General features: G+C 44.4%; 24 protein-coding genes and 1 other annotated feature. Of the genes, 11 read left to right on the top strand and 13 right to left on the bottom strand.

Annotation, left to right across the window (positions count from 1 at the left end; genetic code table 11):
• The first annotated feature begins 206 nt into the window (after positions 1–206).
• Genes AB4Z50_RS10515 through AB4Z50_RS10505 form a run of 3 tightly spaced genes read left to right on the top strand, consistent with a single transcriptional unit; the run spans position 207 to position 1,157 of the window.
• Positions 207–623: a MerR family transcriptional regulator gene (locus AB4Z50_RS10515; protein ID WP_441878611.1), complete on the top strand. Its 417-nt coding sequence runs from the start codon at positions 207–209 to the stop codon at positions 621–623.
• Complete coding sequence (locus AB4Z50_RS10510) at positions 623–904, top strand: hypothetical protein (RefSeq protein ID WP_441878609.1); 282 nt, start codon at positions 623–625, stop codon at positions 902–904. The genes AB4Z50_RS10515 and AB4Z50_RS10510 overlap by 1 nt, the downstream gene beginning before the upstream one ends.
• Positions 888–1,157 carry a hypothetical protein gene (locus AB4Z50_RS10505; protein ID WP_441878607.1) on the top strand — a complete coding sequence of 90 codons (270 nt, stop codon included), beginning with the start codon at positions 888–890 and terminating at the stop codon, positions 1,155–1,157. The genes AB4Z50_RS10510 and AB4Z50_RS10505 overlap by 17 nt, the downstream gene beginning before the upstream one ends.
• Before the next feature lie 28 nt (positions 1,158–1,185).
• Here the strand turns inward: AB4Z50_RS10505 and AB4Z50_RS10500 are convergent, their stop codons facing one another.
• Complete coding sequence (locus tag AB4Z50_RS10500) at positions 1,186–2,754, bottom strand: class I adenylate-forming enzyme family protein (protein ID WP_441878605.1); 1,569 nt, start codon at positions 2,752–2,754, stop codon at positions 1,186–1,188.
• A gap of 192 nt (positions 2,755–2,946) precedes the next feature.
• On the opposite strand from AB4Z50_RS10500, the gene AB4Z50_RS10495 reads away from it, so the two are divergent.
• A complete protein-coding gene (locus AB4Z50_RS10495) occupies positions 2,947–4,596 on the top strand; it encodes a sigma-70 family RNA polymerase sigma factor (RefSeq protein WP_441878603.1) in 1,650 nt (549 codons plus the stop codon).
• A 62-nt stretch (positions 4,597–4,658) separates the two neighbouring features.
• Here the strand turns inward: AB4Z50_RS10495 and AB4Z50_RS10490 are convergent, their stop codons facing one another.
• Positions 4,659–5,264: a helix-turn-helix domain-containing protein gene (locus AB4Z50_RS10490; protein ID WP_441878874.1), complete on the bottom strand. Its 606-nt coding sequence runs from the start codon at positions 5,262–5,264 to the stop codon at positions 4,659–4,661.
• A gap of 63 nt (positions 5,265–5,327) precedes the next feature.
• Here AB4Z50_RS10490 and AB4Z50_RS10485 point away from each other — a divergent pair, with 63 nt between their 5' ends.
• The gene (locus tag AB4Z50_RS10485) at positions 5,328–5,912 is read left to right on the top strand and encodes a LysE family transporter (RefSeq protein WP_441878601.1); all 585 of its coding nucleotides are present in this window, start codon (positions 5,328–5,330) and stop codon (positions 5,910–5,912) included.
• A gap of 213 nt (positions 5,913–6,125) precedes the next feature.
• On the opposite strand, the gene AB4Z50_RS10480 is transcribed toward AB4Z50_RS10485, so the two are convergent.
• The 7 genes from AB4Z50_RS10480 to AB4Z50_RS10450 all read right to left on the bottom strand — a co-directional run bounded on the left by AB4Z50_RS10480 (position 6,126) and on the right by AB4Z50_RS10450 (position 13,067).
• A complete protein-coding gene (locus AB4Z50_RS10480) occupies positions 6,126–7,004 on the bottom strand; it encodes a DMT family transporter (RefSeq protein ID WP_339209500.1) in 879 nt (292 codons plus the stop codon).
• 112 nt (positions 7,005–7,116) lie between these two features.
• Positions 7,117–7,893, bottom strand: a complete 777-nt coding sequence (locus AB4Z50_RS10475) for a 3'-5' exonuclease (protein WP_076268796.1) — start codon at positions 7,891–7,893, stop codon at positions 7,117–7,119.
• 94 nt (positions 7,894–7,987) lie between these two features.
• A complete protein-coding gene (locus AB4Z50_RS10470; protein WP_441878599.1) occupies positions 7,988–8,479 on the bottom strand; it encodes a DUF1648 domain-containing protein in 492 nt (163 codons plus the stop codon).
• 272 nt (positions 8,480–8,751) lie between these two features.
• Positions 8,752–9,642 (bottom strand): phosphate ABC transporter permease PstA, encoded by an 891-nt coding sequence (gene pstA, locus AB4Z50_RS10465; protein WP_441878872.1) that lies wholly within the window; start codon positions 9,640–9,642, stop codon positions 8,752–8,754.
• Positions 9,643–9,656: 14 nt separating this feature from the next.
• Positions 9,657–10,619, bottom strand: a complete 963-nt coding sequence (gene pstC, locus AB4Z50_RS10460; RefSeq protein ID WP_076268798.1) for a phosphate ABC transporter permease subunit PstC — start codon at positions 10,617–10,619, stop codon at positions 9,657–9,659.
• Positions 10,620–10,783: 164 nt separating this feature from the next.
• The gene (locus AB4Z50_RS10455; protein ID WP_076268799.1) at positions 10,784–11,647 is read right to left on the bottom strand and encodes a phosphate ABC transporter substrate-binding protein; all 864 of its coding nucleotides are present in this window, start codon (positions 11,645–11,647) and stop codon (positions 10,784–10,786) included.
• Positions 11,648–11,666: 19 nt separating this feature from the next.
• Complete coding sequence (locus AB4Z50_RS10450) at positions 11,667–13,067, bottom strand: stalk domain-containing protein (RefSeq protein ID WP_441878596.1); 1,401 nt, start codon at positions 13,065–13,067, stop codon at positions 11,667–11,669.
• A 358-nt stretch (positions 13,068–13,425) separates the two neighbouring features.
• Between AB4Z50_RS10450 and AB4Z50_RS10445 the strand changes: the two genes are divergently transcribed.
• From AB4Z50_RS10445 to AB4Z50_RS10425, 5 genes are all read left to right on the top strand, one after another.
• A complete protein-coding gene (locus AB4Z50_RS10445; RefSeq protein WP_441878594.1) occupies positions 13,426–14,259 on the top strand; it encodes a sugar phosphate isomerase/epimerase family protein in 834 nt (277 codons plus the stop codon).
• Positions 14,252–15,379 carry a Gfo/Idh/MocA family protein gene (locus tag AB4Z50_RS10440; protein ID WP_441878592.1) on the top strand — a complete coding sequence of 376 codons (1,128 nt, stop codon included), beginning with the start codon at positions 14,252–14,254 and terminating at the stop codon, positions 15,377–15,379. Before AB4Z50_RS10445 ends, AB4Z50_RS10440 begins: the two co-directional genes overlap by 8 nt.
• 39 nt (positions 15,380–15,418) lie before the next feature.
• Positions 15,419–16,618: an MFS transporter gene (locus tag AB4Z50_RS10435; protein WP_441878590.1), complete on the top strand. Its 1,200-nt coding sequence runs from the start codon at positions 15,419–15,421 to the stop codon at positions 16,616–16,618.
• Between the two features lie 72 nt (positions 16,619–16,690).
• On the top strand, positions 16,691–17,371 hold the full coding sequence (locus AB4Z50_RS10430) for an S-layer homology domain-containing protein (RefSeq protein WP_441878588.1): 681 nt from the start codon (positions 16,691–16,693) through the stop codon (positions 17,369–17,371).
• 244 nt (positions 17,372–17,615) lie between these two features.
• Positions 17,616–17,831 (top strand): hypothetical protein, encoded by a 216-nt coding sequence (locus AB4Z50_RS10425; RefSeq protein ID WP_441878586.1) that lies wholly within the window; start codon positions 17,616–17,618, stop codon positions 17,829–17,831.
• Positions 17,832–17,995: 164 nt separating this feature from the next.
• On the opposite strand, the gene AB4Z50_RS10420 is transcribed toward AB4Z50_RS10425, so the two are convergent.
• Together AB4Z50_RS10420 and AB4Z50_RS10415 are read right to left on the bottom strand one after the other, a co-directional pair.
• Positions 17,996–18,334, bottom strand: coding sequence for a hypothetical protein (locus AB4Z50_RS10420; RefSeq protein ID WP_076268806.1), 339 nt, complete (start codon positions 18,332–18,334; stop codon positions 17,996–17,998).
• A gap of 103 nt (positions 18,335–18,437) precedes the next feature.
• A complete protein-coding gene (locus AB4Z50_RS10415) occupies positions 18,438–19,127 on the bottom strand; it encodes a class I SAM-dependent methyltransferase (protein WP_441878584.1) in 690 nt (229 codons plus the stop codon).
• Between the two features lie 244 nt (positions 19,128–19,371).
• Positions 19,372–19,609, top strand: a binding site (T-box leader).
• A gap of 52 nt (positions 19,610–19,661) precedes the next feature.
• On the opposite strand from AB4Z50_RS10415, the gene AB4Z50_RS10410 reads away from it, so the two are divergent.
• The gene (locus AB4Z50_RS10410) at positions 19,662–20,849 is read left to right on the top strand and encodes an aminotransferase class I/II-fold pyridoxal phosphate-dependent enzyme (RefSeq protein WP_441878582.1); all 1,188 of its coding nucleotides are present in this window, start codon (positions 19,662–19,664) and stop codon (positions 20,847–20,849) included.
• Positions 20,850–20,893: 44 nt separating this feature from the next.
• Here the strand turns inward: AB4Z50_RS10410 and AB4Z50_RS10405 are convergent, their stop codons facing one another.
• Positions 20,894–22,630 carry a sensor histidine kinase gene (locus tag AB4Z50_RS10405; RefSeq protein ID WP_441878580.1) on the bottom strand — a complete coding sequence of 579 codons (1,737 nt, stop codon included), beginning with the start codon at positions 22,628–22,630 and terminating at the stop codon, positions 20,894–20,896.
• On the bottom strand, positions 22,627–23,376 hold the full coding sequence (locus AB4Z50_RS10400) for a response regulator transcription factor (RefSeq protein ID WP_441878578.1): 750 nt from the start codon (positions 23,374–23,376) through the stop codon (positions 22,627–22,629). The genes AB4Z50_RS10405 and AB4Z50_RS10400 overlap by 4 nt, the downstream gene beginning before the upstream one ends.
• Between the last annotated feature and the right edge of the window lie 5 nt (positions 23,377–23,381).

Genomic DNA, 23,381 nt, shown 5'->3' with positions numbered 1-23,381 from the left:
GCAAATCATTATGTTTAACATGATGTAGTTGCTGAAACAGACAAAAGCCGGGCTTCTCCTTCTGGAGACCCGGCTTTTTTGGCTTTGTTGTATTGCCGAGTAGAGCAATCAATATCTTTACATCATGACTATAGTTACAGTATACTGTAACTGATATAGTGAACTGTAAATGGTATGGTTGTCGATAATGAGAAAGAGGTGAGACGATGGACACATTCACAGCGAAACAAGTTTCGGAAATTCTCCAGCAGGAAGATTCAGAGATGAATTTGAGAACCGTTAGGTATTATACCCAGATCGGGATCGTTCCCCCGTTAGAGCTTGTTGGAAACAAAAGAGTTTATACGAGCAACCATGTTAGTTACTTTCGTGCGATTCTCACGTTAATCCATAGCGGAGAAACGCTGGCTGCTATCCAAGAAAAGCTGAAGGAGCTCTCTATAGATGAGATTTCCAAAATTGGCGAGAATCTTCAGCTGTATCGCTCCAAAAAAATGCTAACCAACGATACCCATGTTATAAATGAGGACGTCATTCTTTCGATGAGCCCACGTATATCGGCGGAACTCCGTGTGAAAATGGTAGAGACGATCTCTCAAATGCTGAAGGGAGAAGTGAAGTGATGATCAAAACAAGGTTCACCAAATCCGTTATGGAAAATGAAGAAGGCATGAACCATCTATGGCTTCAGCTTTCTCCAATCCGTGATGCGGATGATGTTCGTGTTCAGCTTACGCTGCCAAGCGGCATTCATCGTCTGCACAATTTGAGCGGATATGAGGAGACGGATATTCAAGAGATCGTCGTATCCAATCCGATGATAATAAATAACATGATCGTTGAGCTATTTACGACAAGCCCAGTATCGTGCGGAGTGAAGACTATCATTGTTGATCACTTATAATGAAAAAGAAAAGCCTATTCGAATTGAACATGAAGTGCCATTAAGGATCGTATCTGAGGATGAAATGGACGGCTTGGTCGTTGATGAAGAAGCCGCAGCGTTTATGAAAGAACATCTGGCTCTGAAGAAATCTAATGAGCCATCTGAATATGAATTTATTGATCATTCCCAAACAAAAATCATTAGAATCGAATCGAATGAATATGCCGAATGGGAGAAAAAGTACCGAATTGAAGGGCTTGCACCACGTTAGGCATCCAAAATAATTAATGAGATAAACATTAATTAATCATACGTTTTCTGCCGAGCCAATACTGTTTCTTCAGCTCCGCCTTGTTCAGCTTTCCGACGGACGTTCTTGGGAGAGAAGCAACGATTTCCAATCTCGTTGGAATTTTAAATGGAGCAATTTGCTCATGGCAACATATTTTCAGATCAGCTAAAGTCAGCTCTGCATCGCCCTTAAGGGACACCACCGCAGTTACTTCTTCGCCATCCACTAATAAGGGCGTTCCAATTACAGCAACCTCACGAATAGACGCATGCTTGCTAAGTGCCTCCTCTACTTCTGAGCAGTAAACATTTGCACCGTCAACAATAATGATATCTTTTTTTCGATCCATGAGATACAAATAACCATCCTCATCAAACCTGCCTAAGTCACCCGTATAGAGCCACCCATCCTTCAGGGCATGGTTTGTTTCCACTGGATTATTCCAGTAGCCAAGCATGATTTGTTCTCCTTTGCATATAATTTCGCCAGTTTCTCCTTGTTCAACATCTTGGCCGAGCTCGTCAATAATACGAATTTGAAATGCTTTTTGCCCCCAATACGGCATGTTGGCTGGACTGCCAACGGATATTAATCGATTTAGCTTTCCTTCATGGAAACATTGGTTTATGTTTAAAAAACTAATAAATTGTCCGCTTTCTGTTTGAGAATATACTTCAGTAATTTGTGCATTCGGAAAAATAGTTAACGCTTGATGAAATACATTTTCGCTGATGGGCGCGCCGCCGCAAGAGATGCCTTCGATGGATTGCAGGCTGCGGGATTTGATATTTTCCATAAGGACAATATCTCGAAATAATAGCCCCACAGTACCCAAAAACTTAATTTGCTCCCGTTCAATGATATCTACGATTTCTTCAGCTCGAACGGGATATTCATTCGGATAAATAAGGCATCCGCCTTCAAATAAGGTCGTCCACAAAACAAACTGGCCGGTTAAATGGGCTTGATTCATCACGATCGATTTTTTAGAGGTGTTATGCCCGCCGCCCCTCTCTAGGTTCATAAAGGACCAATTGCGAATATGGCGATGAGAATGCATGACACCTTTGGATCGTCCTGTCGTACCTCCTGTATAAATAATAAGCGCCACGTCATCTGGTGCAGCTTCATGCCAATCCACGAGAGCGGGACAATGAACCATAAAGGACTGCAATGATAGGGGGGACTGATCTAAGGTGCATGAAATGAAATGCGCAATTGGCAGTGAAGATAAGGCTTCTAATAGCTGAGATTGTTCGGAGCTGTAGACTAGCGCAGTGGGAGCAGCATCTTGAACAATATTTTTGATTTCATTTGCGGCTAACCCGGGAAAAATCGTTACAGGAATGGCGCCAATGGCAACCGCAGCAAGTTCGGCAATAGCAAGCTGCGGTGATGGAGAACTAATCATTGCGATTCGTTCACCTGGCGTGATTGCGAGATTATGAAATCCTTGAGCGACACGGTTAACCTTATTAAATAACTGTTCATAAGTAAGGGTTTCATTCTTATCCTTCATTGCTTTTTTTGTTGGGTGCATCTGAGCAGTCTTCGGCAATATTTTGGAAAGCAGCATATCATAACCTCCCTAATTAAAATAAGATCAATAAAACCTATGGATTTATTGTGCTATTCAACCGTAACAGGAAGAAGCTGGGGCAGCAAATTGATTTTCCTTATGGAAAAATAATGTTTTTTTTATAAAATGACCAACCGATTGATTCGTGCAGCTACTTATATACCATACGACTGCCAAAGGAGGTGCCGCATGACAGCAAATATCCTGATCGATGAATCGCTTCTGCAAAGCTATTCGAGAAAGATATTCGGCTTTGCTCTCTCGAAAACGGGACATGAACAAAATGCAAAGGATTTGTCCCAAGAAATATGGTTAGCGCTCTATCGCTCGCTTCAGACAGGCAAGCAGGTGGACAACATGGACGCATGGGTTCACACGATCTGCTGCTACACATGGAGCAATTATTTGGCGAAGGAAAAACGGCATTGGAACCATGCAAATATCGATTATATATCATCCCTAGAGAACGGAAACAGAGAGCTTTTTACGGCGGATATGGAAGAGCTGCTGGAAAATATGCGGCTTGAAATCGCTTATTTGTCTCGTCTCCATCGTGACATTACGATTCAATATTATTATGAGAGGCAGAGTGTCGAGCAGATCGCGAAGCATTTGCAGATTGCGGCAGGGACGGTGAAGTGGCATCTCTTTGAAGTGCGTAAAAAGCTGAAGGAGGCAATGAAAATGGAGCAAGCTGCTGATCGATTAAGCTATAAACCGGTGAGGATGATGGTTGGCCACTGTGGAACACCAGGTCCAAATAATGAGCCGAATTGTTATTTCAACGCCATGCTAACATCGAATATCTGTGTTGCAATTTATGAAAAACCTTTGACCATTGAAGAGATCGCGCGCAAAATTGGGGTTGCCAGTGCCTATGTCGAAGATGAGCTTCAGAAGCTGGAGAAATCGGATTTAGTGCGGCAAGTAGGCAAAGGGAAGTACCAGACGAACTTTATTATTGAGACGATGAGAAGCTTGTCTGCGGAAACGAGTTATTTTAAATCGAAAGCCGAAGAGCTGGCGGAAGAAATTTACGCATGTGTAGCGGGAAAACTGGAAGAAATACGCACTTTAGATTTTCATGGGACGCATTTGAACGAAACGTTCCTTCTATGGGCTTTAATCCCTTATGCTATTTGGACGCAGTATTATCAAGTGAAAGATGAAGCCTATTATGTGCAATATCAGCCGGATGAAAGAAAAGATGGCGGGAAATATATTGTGACTGCTTCTATTCATTATAGCGATGAGGAGTATCGGAGCAGTTTGCCTAACCATGAGATTGTTCGCAAATATGCAACGAACGGCATTAAAACGCGCAACAGCCATAACCATGGCGGGCTTCAGATGGAATCGTGGTGGTCGGGTATGACGTGGAGAGACTTTAACGCGCCCGATCTGGATGACTTATCAAGGGTCGTAGAGCTTATAGAGAGCGGAGCTTCACACTCGGAATATGATCGAATCATAATTAGCAGACTCGTCGAAAAGGGTTTTGTATCCATGGAGAGCGGCAAGCTTGAATGTTTGGTTCCATACTTTAATGCCTCCCAGCATAAAGCGCTGAATCGTATATTGGATCAAGCATTTCATGAGAACAACTTCAAAAAGAAAGTAGATCAAATCTATGAGGATATGATATCCGTATGCAGAAAGGATGCGCCATCATTTATATCGGATAAAGAGATTGTGTACAAAGCAATGAATGATGGGATGACGCTTGTTTTTGCAGTAATGGAATATTTGGAGCGCAAACATTTTTTGGCAGTGCCAGCGGATACCGAGAAAAAACGACTTACTACAATGGTTTGGCAATTTCCTTCCAGCAACCAGTAGTTGATTAAAACAAAAGAGGCTGTTCCAAAAGTAGAGTATTCTACTTATGGAACAGCCTCTTGTTAAGACGGATAATAAATGACCATACTGATTCTCACAATACAATCACCTGAATTGTGATACACATGGGGAGTATCGGCTGTAAAACGTATGGAATCGCCCGTTTTCACTGTATATTCTTCATTATTTACACGAACGGTAAGCTCACCCTCAAACACGGTTAAAAACTCCTGTGTACCTTCTCTATGTGATTCAGAACTCAAATAAGCGCCTATTTCCATATCAACGGAATACATTTCAAATCGTCTGCCTTCTTCAAAGGGGAAAAACGGATAAAGCAGAAATCTACCGTTATCTTCTGTTAGTGTTTGTATTTCATTTTTGCGAACGATGACTGTATCGGATTGCGGCTCGTTAATGAGGGAAGTAAATGAAACTTTTAAACCATTAGCTATTTTCCAAACGGTTCCAATAGTAGGGTTGGATTCGCCGCGTTCGATTTGTCCTAACATCGTTTTGCTGACCCCTGTCATTTCTGCTACCTTATCAAGACTAAGTTTTTGTAGCTCCCGCAGGTGTTTTAGGTTATTGGCAAGTACATAATTGATGTCTTCCAAAATAATTAGCCTCCTCGATTGTGCTATATAACGTTCGTATTGTATAATCATAACGTACATGCGTTAAAGAGTACATCTTGATCAAGTATAGCACACGAGAGGCGGATTTAAATCATGGCTTTAGCTCCTTTTTTGATTTATGTTATTGTGAATACATTTACGCCAGGGCCAAATAACATCATGGCGATGTCTAATGCGAGCCGATATGGAATGAAGAAGTCTATTCGTTTTCTGTTTGGTGTAGCAACTGGTTTCTTACTATTAATGCTCTTATGTTGTTATTTTAATCTGCTATTATATAGCTTCGTTCCTAAAATGAAATTTGTCATGAATATATTAGGAAGCCTGTATATGACTTATCTTGCATTTAAAATAATGAAGAGTAAACCACACCGTAGTGATGGAGATAATCATGGGCAGCTGAATTCATTCTTATCGGGCATGCTGCTGCAGTTCGTTAATTTTAAGGTGATATTATACGGGATTACAGCGATTTCGACGTTCATCATGCCATTTTACAAATCAAATATAAGCTTATTATTGTTTTCGATGTTCCTTGCCTTTGTAGGACTGGTAGCCACATCCTGCTGGGCTGTTTTTGGTGCATTATTTCAAAAATTTCTCGCTGCACATGAGAAAAAGTTCAATATATTCATGGGATTATTATTGATTTATAGTGCAATTACCATGCATTTGTAGGGGATTGTTCAGACAGAAGGGCAGGATAGTTGAGCTGAAAAAGGAGCTGTTTGGCTTTGGCAGCAAGCTTTCTTATGGTTAAGTTAACGGAGCACTACAGCTTAATAAAACAGCGGCAGTCAGGACTTATTTTCTCGTCCAGATCTGCCGCTGTTTGTATTATGAGGATCTAATCCATTTTAAAAATTCGATAATTGCTGCAGCTCTTAGCTTCTACTCCTTGCCATGACGTATGAATAGCCACACGCCGAACAAGATAAGTACGCCGGCTGCCATTTGATAAGCCGTTAGTGCTTCCTTTAATAGAGCCCAAGCGAGCAAGGAGGCGATGACGGGTTCACCCAGTACAGCCATGGAAACGGCTGCTGCGCTCATATGCTTCAGCAGCCAATTGAACAAGTAATGCCCGAACAGCGTCGGTACGATCGCAAGCAGCAAGAAAATGCCCCATTCCTGTGGGCTGTAGCCTGTGAAGGAATTGCCGCGAACGAGATTGTAGACGGCGAGTGAAGTCGCAGCAAGTGCGAATACCCAGAAATTATAAGTAAATGCGCTCATATCCTTACGCAATTCCTTGCCGATCATCATATGAACAGCAACAGCAGCTGCGCCTAGAAAGGACAAAACGTCGCCGATCAACGCATCCCTTGAGAGGGAAAAGTCTCCCGATGCAATAACGATGGAGCCGATCAGCGCGATCCCCATCCCCCACAGCATCATGCGATTTGCTTTAATACGGAACAGCCAGTAGGAGCCGAGCATAACCATAACAGGCTCCAATGTCAAAATAACGGTAGAGCTTGCGACCGTGGTCAGCCGCAGAGAAGCCATCCATAACAAGAAGTGCAGCCCGAGCATGACGCCGGAGAGGGTGAGCAGTCTCCACTGCTTGGCACTGAGCTGGAACATTTCCGTGCGGTATTTAAAGACGAGCGGCAGCATGATCAGGTTAGTTAGATAGAGCCTGTACATGGCGATGACGGCAACGTCAGCATTTGACCAACGAACGAAAATGGAAGAAAAGGATATAGCGATAATACCAATAATGTATAACAATTCATAAGTAGCTAAAGACTTGGTGCTGCGGTTCATCGTTGTAATTTCTCCCATACTTATAAACCCCCTGAGTCCATTTGCAGCATCTGCGATGGAAGGATCAGGGGGCTTTATTATATTTATGACCAAACATAAACAGCTCTTGCGGCTATCCGGCTTGTCCAGCTGAAGTTTTCCCAGCCTTCTCGAGTTCTGCGTCAAAATACTGCTGAAGCTCCGTCACTTTTCTTACATCCTCGAATGAGGCTTTGCCTGCTAAATAACGTTCCGCGAAAACTTCCCATTGTGGAACGATCTTTTGCGCGTTCATAGAGCGAATCGCGTTTTTAACCATTCTGCGTTCCTTTGCATTCGTGTACATATCCTTGAACTGCTGCTTAAGCTCGAAATCCAGCTCGCCAAAAATTTTGCGGAATACCTCAGCCGTCATACGAGCATCGTCGAGTGCCCGGTGCGCCGAGCCTTCAGCTGTGATTTCAAGATCAATGAGCGCAGCTTCGACGCTGACATCGTTCGTTACGTTCTTATATCGAATGTAACCCTTCAAAAGGTCGAAATAATCGGCAGCCATCCAGAAGCTGTCATCGAGCTTATGCATGCGCGTATCATAGACGATCCTCTTCAAATCTTCGCCGCCCCAAGTGAACAGCAGGAAGGAGTCGCTTTTTTTGAGCCATGCGGTGAAATCCCCGATTACTTTCGGAAAACGGCTTGCTACGTCGATGTCTTCCTGTGGAATGCCTGTTTTTTTCTTAATGAAGCTGTTCAGCTTGGAGAAATAAATCGGTTTAATCAATGCGGAAAATTCATCTACCTGTTCAAGTGAACTATTGAGACGAACCGCGCCAATTTCAATAACCTCCATAGGTAATTCGCTTGCAAATTTTCGTCCGTTAAATTCAATATCCAATATAATGTAGTCCAAAATCTTAACCTCCGATAGATAGCCTGTGTTATTCATTCTATCAGAAAAAGTTATCCAGATGGAAACTACAATATGGTAGAACGCCGCAGCAGGTTTATTTTTTTGATTTCATCACATAAAAGACAATCGTGCCAATAAGAATGACGAGGATCACAGGAAGCAGCCATATGCCAAGCTTAGAGGCGCCTCCGGAAGCTACTTGAATGGCAGCCCATTGCACATAAGCGAATAAGGCTACAATCTCAAGCTTGATCCAGCTTAGCAGAAGGATGGAGGTTTTGTATTGGTATGGAGCATTTTGCTCTGTAATGGTGGTCATGTAATTGAATTCATGTGGAATTTTGCGTAAAAGCGCAAGCCCAGCAAATAATAGGAATGAGATTATCGGTAAAATGACGAGTGCTGCTTTGCTTCCCCATCCGTCAGCCTCGCCGCTCCCGTTAAAGTGAATGGCAATCGTTTGCGGAAGATCAGGCCATTTTACAATTAAATAGATGACGGACGAGAGCAGGAGTAGAACCGATATTCCATCATGCCATCTTTCAAGATTTGATTTTGCAATAGTAAGCCTAGGTAAATTCGCCATAGTGGCAGCACCGCCTTATCTCTAGTCATGTGCATACTCATTAATTATAGCGTATGGCGTTGCGGATAGTAACCTTTTTTACAGTAATTTTCCAAATAAGAAACTCCAGCCTAGGCCGGGGGAGGGCTAAGGCTGGAGTCGCTAGATCACTTATTTGTTTAAATATAAGATTTTATAAGTTTGATATTTATAGAAGGCTTATATTTCTCCGTCAAAGCTGCTTCAGCTTCCAAAGGACGCCGAAGGCGTTTTAGCTTGAGGCTCTTAGTTTTTTAAGAGCGTTTCATACGGCGGGAATTCAGCCAAAGCGGGATACGGAACACTAAGTTGATCAGCAGGACAACGAATACGAGCACGGCTGCCGCTTTTTGAGCAATCTCCTGAGCGTCGCCAACAATGGCTTCGGATTGTACATACCACAGATGAACGGCAAGTGTAGCACCAGGCGAGAAGAGACTGAAATCCCACATTTCACCGGATGTCGTAACACCAGCAGTTAGGATGATTACGGCGCTTTCGCCGAATGCGCGACCGGCAACAAGGCAGATCCCTGTGATGATGCCGTTAAGCGCAGCTGGAATAAGTGCACGAGTAATAGTCTGCAAATGCGTACCGCCAAGTGCAAAGGAAGCGCTCTTCAGCTCTTTCGGTACAGCGCGAATGGACTCCTCTGTTACGCGGGTTAGTACAGGCAAGTTAAGAAAAGCTAGACTGACTGCACCGCCAAGGATGGTCAAGCCAATCTCGAAGTATTCAACGAATAGAGCGATACCGAACAAGCCGAAAATGATAGACGGTACGGAAGCGAGTCCTTCCACGCAAATGCGTACGAAGCCGATTAGCTTATTGTCAGGCGCAAATTCGGCCAAATAAATGCCAGCTGCCATTCCGAGCGGAATAGAGATGAGCAAAGAGATAAATAAGATGTAGAAGGAGTTAAGAAGAGTAGGGCCGATACCGCCGCCTTCTTCAATTTCGCTCGGCAAGCCGAATATGAAATCCCATGTTATTTTTGGAAGACCGTCCTGCAGAATTAGAAAAAGAAGGCCAAATATAAAAGCGATGATTAAAATGCCTAACGACCAAACAACACCTGTAAACAGACGGTCTTTAAAGCGGTTAAGTCCTTTTTTGCTGCTAAAGGGGTTTGCTAATGGGTTCATATCTAATGCTTGTTTCATACTTGCGACCCCTTTCTTTGAAGCCAGCGAATGGCAACGATCATAAGCAGCGAAATAACGAGGAGCAAGAAGCCCATTAAGTAGAGCGCATAGTTCCAAGTTGAATCAAAAGGAACATTCGAAATTTGCATAACGATGTTGCTCGTAAGAACGGAGGTAGGCTTGAGCAAGCTGTCTGCCAATTGAGGCGTATTGCCAATAACCATAACGACAGCCATCGTCTCGCCGACTGCACGCGCCATGCCGAGAATGACGGCATACATGATTCCGCTTTTGGCCGAAGGAAGCAATACTCTCCATACGGTTTGAAAACGAGTAGCGCCTAGCGCATAGGAAGCGTCGCTGAATTTGGCTGGTACAGCGCTAATCGCGTCATCACTTATACGGCTTACAGTAGGCAGAACCATAATTGTAAGCACGAGCGCTGCCGCAAGCAGTCCATCGCCCATTCCGCTTCCGGTAACATTTCGAATCAGAGGAATAAGAACGGTCAAGCCTAAATAGCCATAAACGACGGACGGAATTCCGACGAGCAGGTCAAGAACCGGACGGAGCATGTTTTTAAGCCACGGCGGAACAAAGACAGACAGAAATACTGCAATGATTAAGGAAATAGGGACGCAGATTAATAGCGTCAAAGCGGTCAGGGCAAAGGTGCCGAATATGAAAATAAGCGCGCCGTATTGCTCATTTTCGGGATTCCATTCCGTGGAAAAGAAGAAATCTGCTAGTGAAATGTTGCCGAATGTCAAAACGCCGGTACGGAACATAAGCAGCAATATGAGTAAGAGGATGAGGCAAACAAAACCGGCTGCTGCTATGCACAAGTAACGAAACATACGATTCGTGAAAAACAAGCGCGATCTCCGGTCAAACGGCTTGCTGCTGCCAGTCAAGATCGCGCTGCCGAGCTCAGAAGAGAGACGCGGCTGCCTTGCAGCATGAGTGGACTCCAACATAAATTATAGGCTCCTCTGTGCGAAACCCGCCCTAGCTGTTTCTAGAGCAGCTAAGCTTGTTTCGCAATAAAATATAAATGGGGATAATGATTCATGCGATGAAAGAAAAGAACGATCGACTTAAGCGCTCTTGTGCGCAAGCCGACCGCTCCTCTTGTTTTTAACTATTTAATAGCTGAGATCGGAATGAATTTAAGCTTTTTAAGGGAACCATTTTGGAATTTTGTGCTTTGTACGTATTTAATAAATTCCTTTGTAGCGCCAGTTGGCTCGCCTTTTGTCATATAGTAGCCATAGCCCCATACATTGTATTTCCCGTTAATAACGTTAGCTTCAGTTGGTTCGATGTTGTTGATTTTTACAGCAGTCATTTTGTCTGTTACATAAGCAAGGTCCATGTAACCAATAGCGTTTGGTGTTGTTTCAATTGCGGACTTCATGTCGCCGCTTGTTTTTACTTCTTTGTAGTTGTCGCCTTTGCTCATGAAATCTGTTCCATCAAGCGCTTTGTCTTGGAAGTTAACACGAGTACCGGAACCGAAAGTACGGTTTACAACGATGATATCAGCATCCTTGCCGCCAACTTCTTTCCAGTTTTTGATTTTACCAGAGAAGATGCCTTGCAAGTCTTTAGTCGTTAGGTTTGTTGCAGTTACGTTTTTGTTAACAACAGCTGCGAAAGGAATGATAGCTACTTTATGTGCAACTTGGCCTTCGAATTTTTTGAAGCCTGGAACATCTTTGGATGCGTCCCAGTCAACTGCTCCGATGTCTGCGATGCCTTTGCGTACAGCTTGCGGTCCAGTAATCGATCCAGCAGCGGAAGCTGAGATTTTTACTTTTGGATTCAATTTTTTGAACTCGCTTGATGCTTGAAGTGTCAACGGCAGAAGAGCAGAGGAGCCGTTGATGACAATTTTGCCGCTAAGCTTGCTAGCTGCGGTAGCCGTAGGTGTTGATGCAGGAACGGAACTGAAGCCGATAACAGCGATAAGCGCTGCGATTGTTAATTGTTTAAACCATTTCATTAGGAATGACCTCCATTAATTAGTTTGTGATGTTTTTCCATTTGCCTTGAACGGATACTGCCAATTGACCATCAATAAGTGCTGCGAAATCGGAACTGCCCGATACGACTAATTCTGTTGCGCTGTCCGATACGGTTTGCACAAGTTTGTTCGTACCTGTAGCACTGTCAATCTCGTAGATTGCGTTAGTGCTGTTTCCGTCAGCTGTAAGCAGATAGAGCTTGCTTCCGCCTTGAACTAATTGGTAAACGTCTTTGTCAGCGAAGAGAGGCGTGCTTGCTTTGCCTGTATTGTCCACCGTTACGAGCTGACCAACGCTTGCTTCGTCTGAGCTTACGCTAACATAGCTTACTTTGGAGCCGTCTGCTGCCAGCTTAAGGAAAACTTTATCCGTTGCTTCTTTTGTCAGCTGTACAGGTTTATTATCACCAACTGTAGAATTATAGAAGTAGATTTGCGGCTCAGTGCCTGTTGCATCAATAGCAACATCATCAAGCTCAACGTCTTTGCTGCTGTCTGCCGTTACTTTCGGCTGCTTGAAGACGTAGAAAGCGAATTTAGTGCCGTCTGCAGATACTTCAAGGTTTGCCTTGTAATCTACTTTATCTTCCAATACTTTGGATACTTTGCCGTCAGCTATAGCAAGCTTAGCGATGACAGAGCTTTTGTCGCCTTGTAAGAAGAAGATGGAAGAACCGTCTTTTGACCATTGAAGCTCATTTTTGATCGAGTTGTCCGTACTTACTTGTTTCGCTTGTTTTGTGCTCAGATCGATTGTGAATACTGCACCGTTTGCATCGGAGTAAGCTACACTTTTGCCATCAGGAGACAAAATAAGATCGGAAGTGTCAGAGGATGCTAGAAGCAGCTCATATTTTCCAGTAACAGCATCAACTAAGAAATCTTCGCGGCCTTCGCCAGCCGTGTTCGATACGATAAGCTGTTTGGAGTTAACCCAGATTGCATGCTCAGCGCTATCAAGCAATTGAACCGTATGTATGTTGTTGTCTTCGTAATTGCCGCCAAGTGCCTCAACGAATGCAGTAGGCTCGATGAAAGTGGAGTAAGCCACTTCAATAGCTGGATGTTGAAGTGCAGTTGCAACACCGTTTATGTTCATTGTTTTTGCAGCGATTTTTAGCTTCAGCGTTTTGTCGCCAAACTTTACAACTACCGTATGATCGCTGTTGATGTGAAGAGTCGCGCCGATCGCGTTTGTCATGTCCCGAACAGAAGCGAGTGTAACGCCGCCGTCTACAACGGTACGAACAGTTACTGGATTAGCATTTACTAGAAAGCTTGCTGTGTTGATTTGTGCAGCTTGCTTTACTGAAGCGGTTTGTGCGAATACCGGAGTAACTGCTGATGCGCTAATTGCTGCTGCGATCATCGAGATTGCCATTGCTTTTTTCATTTGCATGGAATTGGGTCACCTTTCTCAAATGGGTATTTTTTTTTATTAATACAATCCAAGGCATACTCGGTCAGTATATACGGTTGGCTTGATCCCTCCCAGGCAGCGCTAGATCAATACATTTTGTAACGAATCGTTTATTTCTACCTGATCATAACAATCAATTATCATCCCAATATTTAGAAATTGTATCGAATTTGTAAAGATAGGAAAATTACCACCTAAATCCAATTCTCCTTCTTTTAAGAAGGAAATAGTAGAAATTTACCCCACTATAAGAAGAAAGTGCACCATGGTCTTTTTTGAACGAGGTTTATAATGGGGGTATGCTCGCAAATCTATTCACTTATAGGAGGACCAATCAATGAACATTTCAATCGGAGGTTATTCATTCAACAACACGTATTTAGAAGGAAAAATGGATATTTTCGGATATTTGGAAACGGTAAAATACCGGTATCGGATGGATGTGGTCGATTTGTGGAATGGCTTTTTTATAGATCGCAGCAGCAAGCCTATTATGAAGCTGGCCGATGAAAGCTATATTCGCAAAATACGTGAGGCGCTCGATGAAAAAGAAATGCGGGTCGTTAATTTTGCGATCGACGGTGCTCATTTGTGGGACCCAGACAAGGAAATGAGACAGCATTTGTATGATAATGCTCTCCTTCATTTGAAAGCTTCCGTTATTTTAGGTGCAGAAACCGTCCGTATTGATACGGGAGGCAGCTACGAGGATTGGGAAGCAATGAGCGACGAGCAATTTGAATATACGGTAAAAAGATACCAGGAATTTTCCCAATATGCGGCTGACCATGGCTTTCTAATTGGACCAGAGAACCATATGGGTGCGTCACTAAATCCAAATGAGATGAAGCGTCTCGCAGAGGCAGTTGATCATCCAGCCTTTGGTTTTCTTGTTCATTTAGGCCGTTGGAAGGAGAATCAAGCAGAAGGAGACAGCATCGTTGCGCCTTGGGCGTATCATACCCATTTTGACGAAGAAACTGCTGACGGTACTCATGCTTTGGAGACGATCCATATGCTGCAAGAATCAGGGTACAAGGGATATTGGGGAGTAGAATATAATGCGCCAAAAAATCAATACGTAGAAACGGAGCTGCTTATTACGAAGGTGAAGAAGCTTCTGATCGAGGCAGATCAGCAATCAGGCAGAGGGGCTCAGCACTATGAATAAAATACGAATTGGCATTATAGGCGTAGGACAAATTGGAAAAATGCATATCGAAAAATATAAAAATATCGCTGGCGCTGAGCTTGTTGCTGTATGCGACTTAAATGAAGTGGAAGCTAAACGAGTTGCTGAGCATTATGATATCCCTCATGCCTACTCTGATTTTAGAGAGCTGCTGAAGCGTGATGATTTGGACGCGGTCGACGTGTGCCTGCACAACAATTTCCATGCACCGGTAACGATCGCAGCGCTGCAGGCGGGCTTGCATGTCTATTGTGAGAAGCCGATTGCAGGAACCTATTCAGATGGCAAGGCTATGGTCGATGCTGCGAAGCTATGTGGAAAACAATTGCATGTGCAGCTCTACACGTTATATGGTAAAGATACGAAAGCTGCCAAAACATTAATTGATGGCGGCATGCTGGGCAAGCTGTACCATGCCCGCTCGTCAGGCTTTCGCCGAAGAAATCGACCGTTTGTTGATGGTTATGGCACGCCTTATTTTACGCGCAAGGAAACAGCGGCAGGCGGCGCGCTGCTCGACATGGGCGTCTATCACATTGCACAGCTGCTCTATTTATTAGGCAACCCGCAGGTTGAAAGAATTTCAGGGAAAGTTTATCAAGAGAYGGATATGCTGCAAGAGAGAAGGGAACAAAGCGGCTTTGATGTAGAGGAGCTGGCTACAGGCTTGATTCGGTTCAGCGGTGGTTTGACGCTTGATATCGTAGAAGCGTGGGCTGTTCATCTTGGCGGCTTCGAGGGCAGCAGTATCGCCGGTTCCAAGGGTGGCGTACGCTTGCCGAACGAGCAGACAGGACCGGGGGCTCAGTCCTTCAGCTTCCATAACACGGTTTGTGATATGGATATGGACAGTACGCTGGACCTTGATATGATGGACCTGCGCAGGAATCGCTTATATGAGAATGAGGATGCCTACAGCTCATCTCAGCATCACTGGATCGCAGCTCTGCAAGGCAGAGTGCCACTACTGCCAACAGCGGAAATCGCGCTGAATACGATGCTCATTAGCGAAGGCATTTATATGTCAGAGGAGCTTGGACGTGAGGTTAGCGCGGACGAAGTTATTGTACGCGCACGTACTTCTGCTGTAGAGCTTTAAAGAAGTGCTAAGCTAAAGAGCAAGACGAGGGACTTGGATATGAATCAGAATCAGAATCGTACATTTCATTTAATTAAAGCGTTTAACTTTTTTGTATATGGCGCGATTGCCGTCTACAGTACGTTTTTTGTTGTTTATTTGCAATCCATTGGAATGTCTACGCTTGAGATTGGTGCGTTAATGGCCGGCGGCCCGATTGTTTCCATCATCGCGAACCCGCTATGGGGTTATTTGAGCGATCGATTCCGCAATGTCAGGCTAATTCTGATCGTAATGCTTATTGGCAGCATGCTTGTCATGCAGCTCGTCTTTTTATATCAATCGTATACGATCATTTATGCCTGTATGCTGTTCTTTTTCTTTTTTCAAATGCCTTTATTTTCACAGAGCAACAGTCTCATTCTGAACAGCATTGAAGGAACGAACCATAAATTCGGCGCTTTTCGCTTGTTCGGCTCACTCGGCTGGGCGTTTATCGCTTTGGTGGCTGGTCCTGTGATCGGGCAAATTGGCATTGAGCGTCTCTGGATTATTTATTCGGTCATGATGCTTATCTCGCTTGCTTTTGCTTTTACGCTGCCAAAGGGCGAGGCGAAGGGTGCAGCCCCTGCCGGCAAAGTGAATTACCGTTCGATGTTCGTGAACCGTTCCTTCTTGTTGTTCTTAATCATAGGTCTAGTGATCTCCATTCCTAACTCTATGAATACGACATTTATCCCGCTGTATATTAAGGAATTGGGCGGAGAGGCTTCCTTAATCGGTTGGTCGGCCTTCTGGTCATCCATATTTGAAATTCCAGTCTTCTTGCTGCTTGATCGGTATTTGAAAAAAAATACAAAAACGATGGTATTATGCCTCGTTGTCATCAGTATCCTATTCGCCTTGCGCTGGTTCCTGATGTCAAACGCAGACACTGCTCAGCAAATTATTTATATCCAAGTGCTGCACTGCTTAACATTTGGCGGCTACTATTATATTGGCACGCAGCTGGCCGTACAGCTTGTGCCTGCTGAATTCAGAGCATCCGGACAAGCGCTTTATGCCCTTACTTGGGGAGGCTTGTCAGGTATTGCGGCGGGCTTTCTCGGAGGCTGGGTGTTTGAGCAAATGGGTCCGCAGGCGATGTATCAATTATGCAGCGTCATGGCTGCGCTCGGGATTGTTGGCTTCTTCTTGTTGTTTGCGCGGCTGCGCAGAGAAGTGGGCACGAGCAGCAAAATAAGCTCTCATGCTGGATAACTGCAACCTTTCTTGTCTTATGGTCGTTCGAATAAGAGAATGGACATCATCTTATAGGAGAGGTGAACGACCATGAGGAAACGACGGAGTTTAGCCATAACAGCAGTCGCGGTCATGCTTTCTACATCTATTGCAGCACAAGCCTTCGCGGCGGCTCCATTTGGCGATATCGCAAACATTGGCAGCAAAGTAAAGATTGAAGCTTTGCAGCAGCAAGGAATTATTAAAGGAGTGAGCGATACGGCATTCCATCCAGAGGATCATTTGACGGCAGCACAAGGCATTTCTTTGATCGTGAGAACGACGCAAATTAGCCTAGCAGCCATTGATTTTTCTAGTGCGCCTACCGCTGATGGTTTCTATACAAAGGTGAAAAACGATGCGTGGTACGCGGAGGATTTCATCATTGCACACTACAACGGTTTGGACATCCCGGCTGATATTGATCCGCAAGCGCCACTTACGAAAGAGCAGTTCACGCATTATCTTGTTCAAGCGTTAGAGCTTACCGGTCAATATCCGACGATCAAAATGTTTATTAATATCCAGGACGAAAAGGATATTACGACGGCATATCAAGGAACCATTCAGCGTTCACTGCTATACAAGATTGCGTCTCTAGATGAGAAGGGCAACTTTGATCCAGCGCATGTTTTAACCCGTGCTGAAGCGGCAGGAATGCTGTATGATACACAAAGCTTTATTGAGGCGCATAAGGAAAAGGCGGAACCCGAGCAGGGAGCAGCTGAATAAAAAATGAAATAGGGAAAGGCAGTTAATTGGGGGTTATTTCAGCCTCCTTAACTGCCTTTTTATTTTAAAATTATTTTTTCCTAGCAACGCGATAATTCCAAGCGGAGTAATAAGATATAAAAGGGTAATCTTTATTTATATCACATTTTATTTTGAAAAATTAATAAAAAATGTAAAAAAACCTTGAAATTAATTCAAGGCTGTAGTATCTTCTGTATAGGAAACTTTTGGGAGGTGAACGGTAATGGAAAAGATGGCAATGCAAATGATGATGAACATGTGCATGGATGAAATGATGTGCAAGATGAAATCCATGAATATGATGATGGACATGATGATGGAAATGAAAATGATGGACAACATGGATATGAACATGATGATGATGAAGATGCAGGAATGTGACGAAATGTCCACGATGATGATGCAAATGATGCGTGACATGGAGCAAGTATCGATGTAATCATCTATGAATCTGACCATTCATAGAGGTTAGAATAATCGGCAGAGCTGTTCGCGGCATGCCGTCGTATATCGTTTTTACCTACATAGCTAAGCAGAGCAGCCAACTGCATGCAGGCTTTTTTTTATTTCTAGACCTTCACCATTGCGCCTCGAACCTTTGCCTTATAACGCATAGTGGGCTTTCAGCTTGCTGGCGATCATAACCCGTTGAAGCTTAAACTCCCAAACCTTTTCTCTTAGCTGAATCTGCTGCTCCGAATTATGTGCATTCCGAAGCTGCTCGTAAATATCAAGCATTTTACGATTGATTTGATCGAAGCGAAGCCATAGATCGACACGAATGCCATGTTCGATTTCAAGGCGGATATGGTTATCTTTGGCGCGCAGGTTTTGAAGGATTTGTTGCTGCCACTCTGCATCTCCGATCATTACAGCAAAGTTATAAAGATCCAAATAATCATCAACCCATTTTGCTGCAATTTGTTTCTCGGAATAAGTCATGCTGGTCAGCTCCAATCTCCGTTTTGTTTATATACCTAGTATTATACTAGGAATTAAAGGGATTGCAAGCGATTTGTAATTATTGTGTTTTTGTCCTATTCGGTTAGGAACTGGTTTTATGTTTAAATGCTGCAAAAACAGCGAAGCCATTATTTTTATATACGCAGTCGGAATGAACAAAACCAGCCTCACTCAGCCATCTAAGCTGATCCTCTACAGTGGCATTAATGTCGACGCTTCGGCGCTGGATGGCCGCTTCGATTGCGCCTGTGGTTAAACCGCTTTGCCGGATGGCTGTTGTCCATTGCGACATATAATATTGATCCCAATAAGCGGTTGTGCCCGCTGCTTGATCAGCATTAACGAAGCTGCCGCCTTCTTTTAAAAGCTGATGAACGGAATGAAATAAGTCGCGTTTTGCTGGATGCGATAAGTGATGGATGGACAAGGAGGAGATGATGGCATCGTATTTTTCTGTGTAAGGGTAGCTTGAATAATCAGCAGCTATATAGCTGACTGATGGGTCAGCTCCGAAGCGAGATTGCGCCTCCTTTAGCATTTCTTCGCTCAAATCGATAAGAGTAAGATTGGCATTTGGGTATTTTTTTCGAATCATAGATGAGAAAAGCCCTGTTCCGGCACCTAAATCGAGTATGCGCGGGGCATCGCTATCACAGTGAACCAAGTTGGTTGCTATGCTGTAAAAATCATCAAAGCAGGGGATCAGTTGGCGGCGCTGACGGTCATATTCAGGCGCGACAGCATCAAACTGTTTTTTCACATTTTCATTCACAATAATGCCTCCTCGAATAGTGGGCTGAGTGCTGATTTTTCATTTTCACTTGAGTTAAACAGTATATTATAGATGATTGTTTCATAATGGAAATATATAATATAAATATACTCTATAGTTTTAAGCTATGAATGAATCGATTTCAATCCGTTAAAAAATGGGTATTGCGTATCCGAGTTTTTGATGGTACGATTGGTAAAATTTTAAGATCACTGATGAACACATATGGCAAGTTAAATAGCTTTTACATTCGATGACGAGAAAGAGTACGTTATGGGCCTGATCGAACAGAGAGTTGGGGCAGCTGAAAACCAACGTTCGGGTACTAGCGGAAAGCCATCTCCGAGAAGCAGGCTGAACGAGAGTAAGCTCTGCCGCATTTCCAGCGTTAACGGGAACATGTATTGCTAGATACATGAGCAGAGTGTCGCGCTTTTGGCGTGAAACTAGGGTGGTAACACGGGTAGAGACTCGTCCCTTTATAGGGATGGGTCTCTTTTTTTGTTTTTTATCCATATTTTAGGAGGAAAAGTAATGGAGACTTGGTCGATGAGCAAAATGATTTCACCAATGGTGCAGCAAATTCCGCCTTCGGGCATTCGTAAATTTTTTAGCTTGGCTGAAGGCAATAAGGATATTATTTCGCTTGGCGTTGGAGAGCCTGACTTCGTTACGCCTGAGCATGTAAGAGCAGCTTGCGTCCGTGCGCTAGAGCAGGGCAAAACCTCCTACACTTCAAATGCAGGGCTTATTGAGCTTAGAGAAGAAATCGCCAACTATTTATACAATGGGTTCCAAGTGAAATACGAACCATCGAATGAAGTGCTTGTTACCGTTGGAGGCAGTGAAGCCATTGATCTTGCACTGCGGGCGTTAATATCGCCAGAGGATGAAATTATTGTTCCTGTTCCTAGCTATATTGCCTACGCGCCGATCGCACAGTTAAATGGCGGCAAGGTCATTGAGGTTGAAACGTTCGCTGAGGATCATTTCAAGCTAACGGCAGAAGCCTTGAAAGCCGTCATTACTCCGCACTCGAAGGTGCTTATTTTAAACTATCCCAACAACCCGACAGGGGCTATCATGACCTATGAAGAGTGGCTTYCTGTTGCTAAGGTCGTGGAAGAAAATAATCTAATCGTTATATCCGATGAAATTTATGCGGAGCTGACCTACGATGCGAAACATGTAAGCTTCGCTTCACTGCCAGGCATGCGGGACAGAACGCTGCTTATAAGCGGCTTCTCCAAAGCTTTTGCAATGACAGGGTGGAGAATCGGTTATGCTTGCGGTCATCCGGAGCTGATCGCAGCGATGCTCAAAATTCATCAGTATACCGTCATGTGCGCACCGATTATTGGTCAGGTAGCGGCGATAGAATCACTTCGCAATGGATTAGATGAAAAGGATAGGATGATTGAGGCTTATGCGCAGCGCAGACGGATGTTTGTTAAGGGCCTAAGGGAAATTGGTCTGCCCTGCCATGAGCCGCTGGGCGCGTTTTATGCTTTCCCTTCTATTGCGCATACGGGACTTACTTCCGATGCATTTGCGCAAAAGCTATTGTTTGATGCCAGTGTTGCTACAGTGCCTGGGCATGTGTTCGGCCTTGGAGGAGAGGGCTTCATTCGCTGCTCCTATGCATCCTCTGTATCAAGGCTTAACGAAGCGCTTGAGCGTATGGATCGCTGCTTGAGGACACCCGGTATGTCTGGGAAATAAAGAAGGGAGCCAGCAGAGGCTCCCTTACGGCCCAAACGAGTGGATCAATCGCTTGGAAAATAAATACTGATCGAGGTGCCTTCACCAATCGCAGAACGCACCTCGATTCGGCCTTGATGTGCTTCTACGATCATTTTGGCGATACTCATGCCAAGGCCAGTACCACTGCTTGATTCTTCTGTATTCGTCCCGCGGTAATATCTTTCGAACAGCTTGTTGACAGTGGCCTCATCCATGCCTCTCCCGTTGTCGGAGACGCGGATGTAGGCATCATCATTCAGCATGCCGCAGGTTACCGTAACGGTTATGCCTGTAGGATTATGTTTCACGGCGTTCGAAAGCAGATTATCCATTAGCCGCTGCATCCACTTCGGATTGCCATAAAGGCTGACAGGCAGCTCGTCTCCCTCATAAAGGAAGTCTACCTCGGAAAGCGTAGCATCGTTCACATATTTGAGTACTGAGCGTCTAACCAGCTCGCCGAGCTCAAATTCATGTCGATCCATATGGACGGTTCCATGCTTTATTTGATAAATATGCGAGAAGTCATTCATAAGCTCCAGCATATAGCTGCTTTTTTCACGAATCATTTTGCCCATGTCCTGAAGCTCTTCATCACTCCACTGCGCAGGGGAGCTTTCCAATATATAGCCGTAGCCTTGAATGGTAGAGAGCGGCGTGCGCAAATCATGCGAAATGCCAGTCATCCATTCCTCTCTCGTTTTCTCAAGCTGGCGCCGATCCTTCTCCGTTTGCGCCAGCCGCTCGGCCATTTGGTAGAAAGCCGCAATCACTTCCCGGTAAAGGCGGTAGCGAATACGCAGCTTGCCACTGCGGCGGAATACCTTTTTGCGATCCTTTGGCGTAAGCACCTCATCATACCGTCCATTGCCCATCCGCTCGAACCAACCGGCGAATAGGATGAGCGGCTGACCATAGCGATAGCCATGCCAAATGGAGATAGCAAGGGAGAGTAAGAGCAGCGAGCCGCCTATCCAAATGAAGATACGTATAGCTTCCGATAGGATGGGCTGCTTCGTATACGTTATTTGTTCGTTTGGCGTGTGCAAAATCCAAGTCAAATCACTATTTTCAGGCTGGTACACAAAGATGTTCGTATCATAATCACCAGGCTTTTGCTGCATAGTCAGCACTTCCAACGGCTCATATACATCGATAGCTGAAGTCTGATCTCCAATCGTTTGAACACTTTTGCCAGCTTGGTCTACGATTAGCAAATAGCTCTTCGTTTTCCTTAGCTCGGTGAGCAGGTCATTCTTATATGCCTCATTTACTAGACCATTCTGCTGATATGCCATATACCATGCAGTCAGCTTCTCTTGCTGCGGATTTTTGTAACCAAGAAGAAAGAGCAGCGGAGTAGAATACGTCAGATCGAGCTCGTTATCGACGGTATAGATGCCGGATTTTTCGGATTGCTGGATGGCTAAAAGCTGCGTAATCGAATAAGAAGTCGGCTGCTCTTTCGGCGAATGGACGGAATAAATAACCTGCCCTTTGGAGTCCACGACTTGCAGCCACATATCACGCTCTTCAATGAGCTCCTTCCAGTGCGTCGACATCTTAATCTCTTTTTTCGAATAGTCGGTTTCCGCGACAATGGAGCTAAGCGCGCCGGCGGGAAAGTTCCGTTTGAGATCCTCGTTCGTAATTTTATTAATAAGGACAAGAAACAGCACGATCATCGCAACGAATATGAGAATCGAATATACGACGAGCTGATATGTAAAATGAAAGGCCATTCGGCGTTGAACCTTCATAGGCTTACAGGCTCCCTAACTAATTTGTAGCCGAGACCACGAACGGTAAGCAGATGCGTCGGTATACTGGGATCATACTCAATTCTCTCGCGAATTCGCCTGATGTGAACCATAACCGTGTTGTCGTCCCCTAATCCGTCAATGCCCCATACCGCTTCATAAAGCTGACCTTTCGAGAAGACGATGCCGGGGTTTTTGCAGAAATACAGCAGCAGCTGAAAAACCTGTGCAGGGCATGATACCGGCTGATTATCTACTAATAATTCCCCAGCTGCTTCATTTAACTGAAAACGGCCATAACGGTAGGTTTGATGGGGGGTAGAGGCAGCAGATATTGACGAAGCAAATGTTGAATGCGGTGGAGGTGATTCCGCCTCTTCCATGCGGCGCAGCCTTGCTTTAATGCGAGCGGCAATCTCCAATGGATTAAATGGTTTTGTGATATAGTCATCGCCGCCCATCGCAAATCCGGTCAGTATATCGAGATCGGATGCTTTGGCGGTTAAAAATAAGATATGCGGATTGCCCAGCTGTCTAATTTTTGAGCAAAGCTCAAATCCGCTGCCGTCAGGCAGCATCACATCCAGCAGCACGATATCGGCTCCGTAGCGAGCGATCGTATCGAGAGCTTCTTGGCAGGTTCCTGCTGTATGGATATGCTGGAAGCCTTCCTTTTGGAGCACCAGCTGCAGCATTTTTACAATAGAAGGTTCATCTTCCACTATGACAATTTTGTTCATGTTCATCACCC

Origin of the sequence: Paenibacillus sp. 2TAB26 (genome assembly GCF_052115145.1) — a bacterium.
Classification (GTDB): domain Bacteria; phylum Bacillota; class Bacilli; order Paenibacillales; family Paenibacillaceae; genus Pristimantibacillus.
Note: the sequence above shows the minus strand (reverse complement) of the source record. Positions and strands in the feature narration are given on the sequence as shown.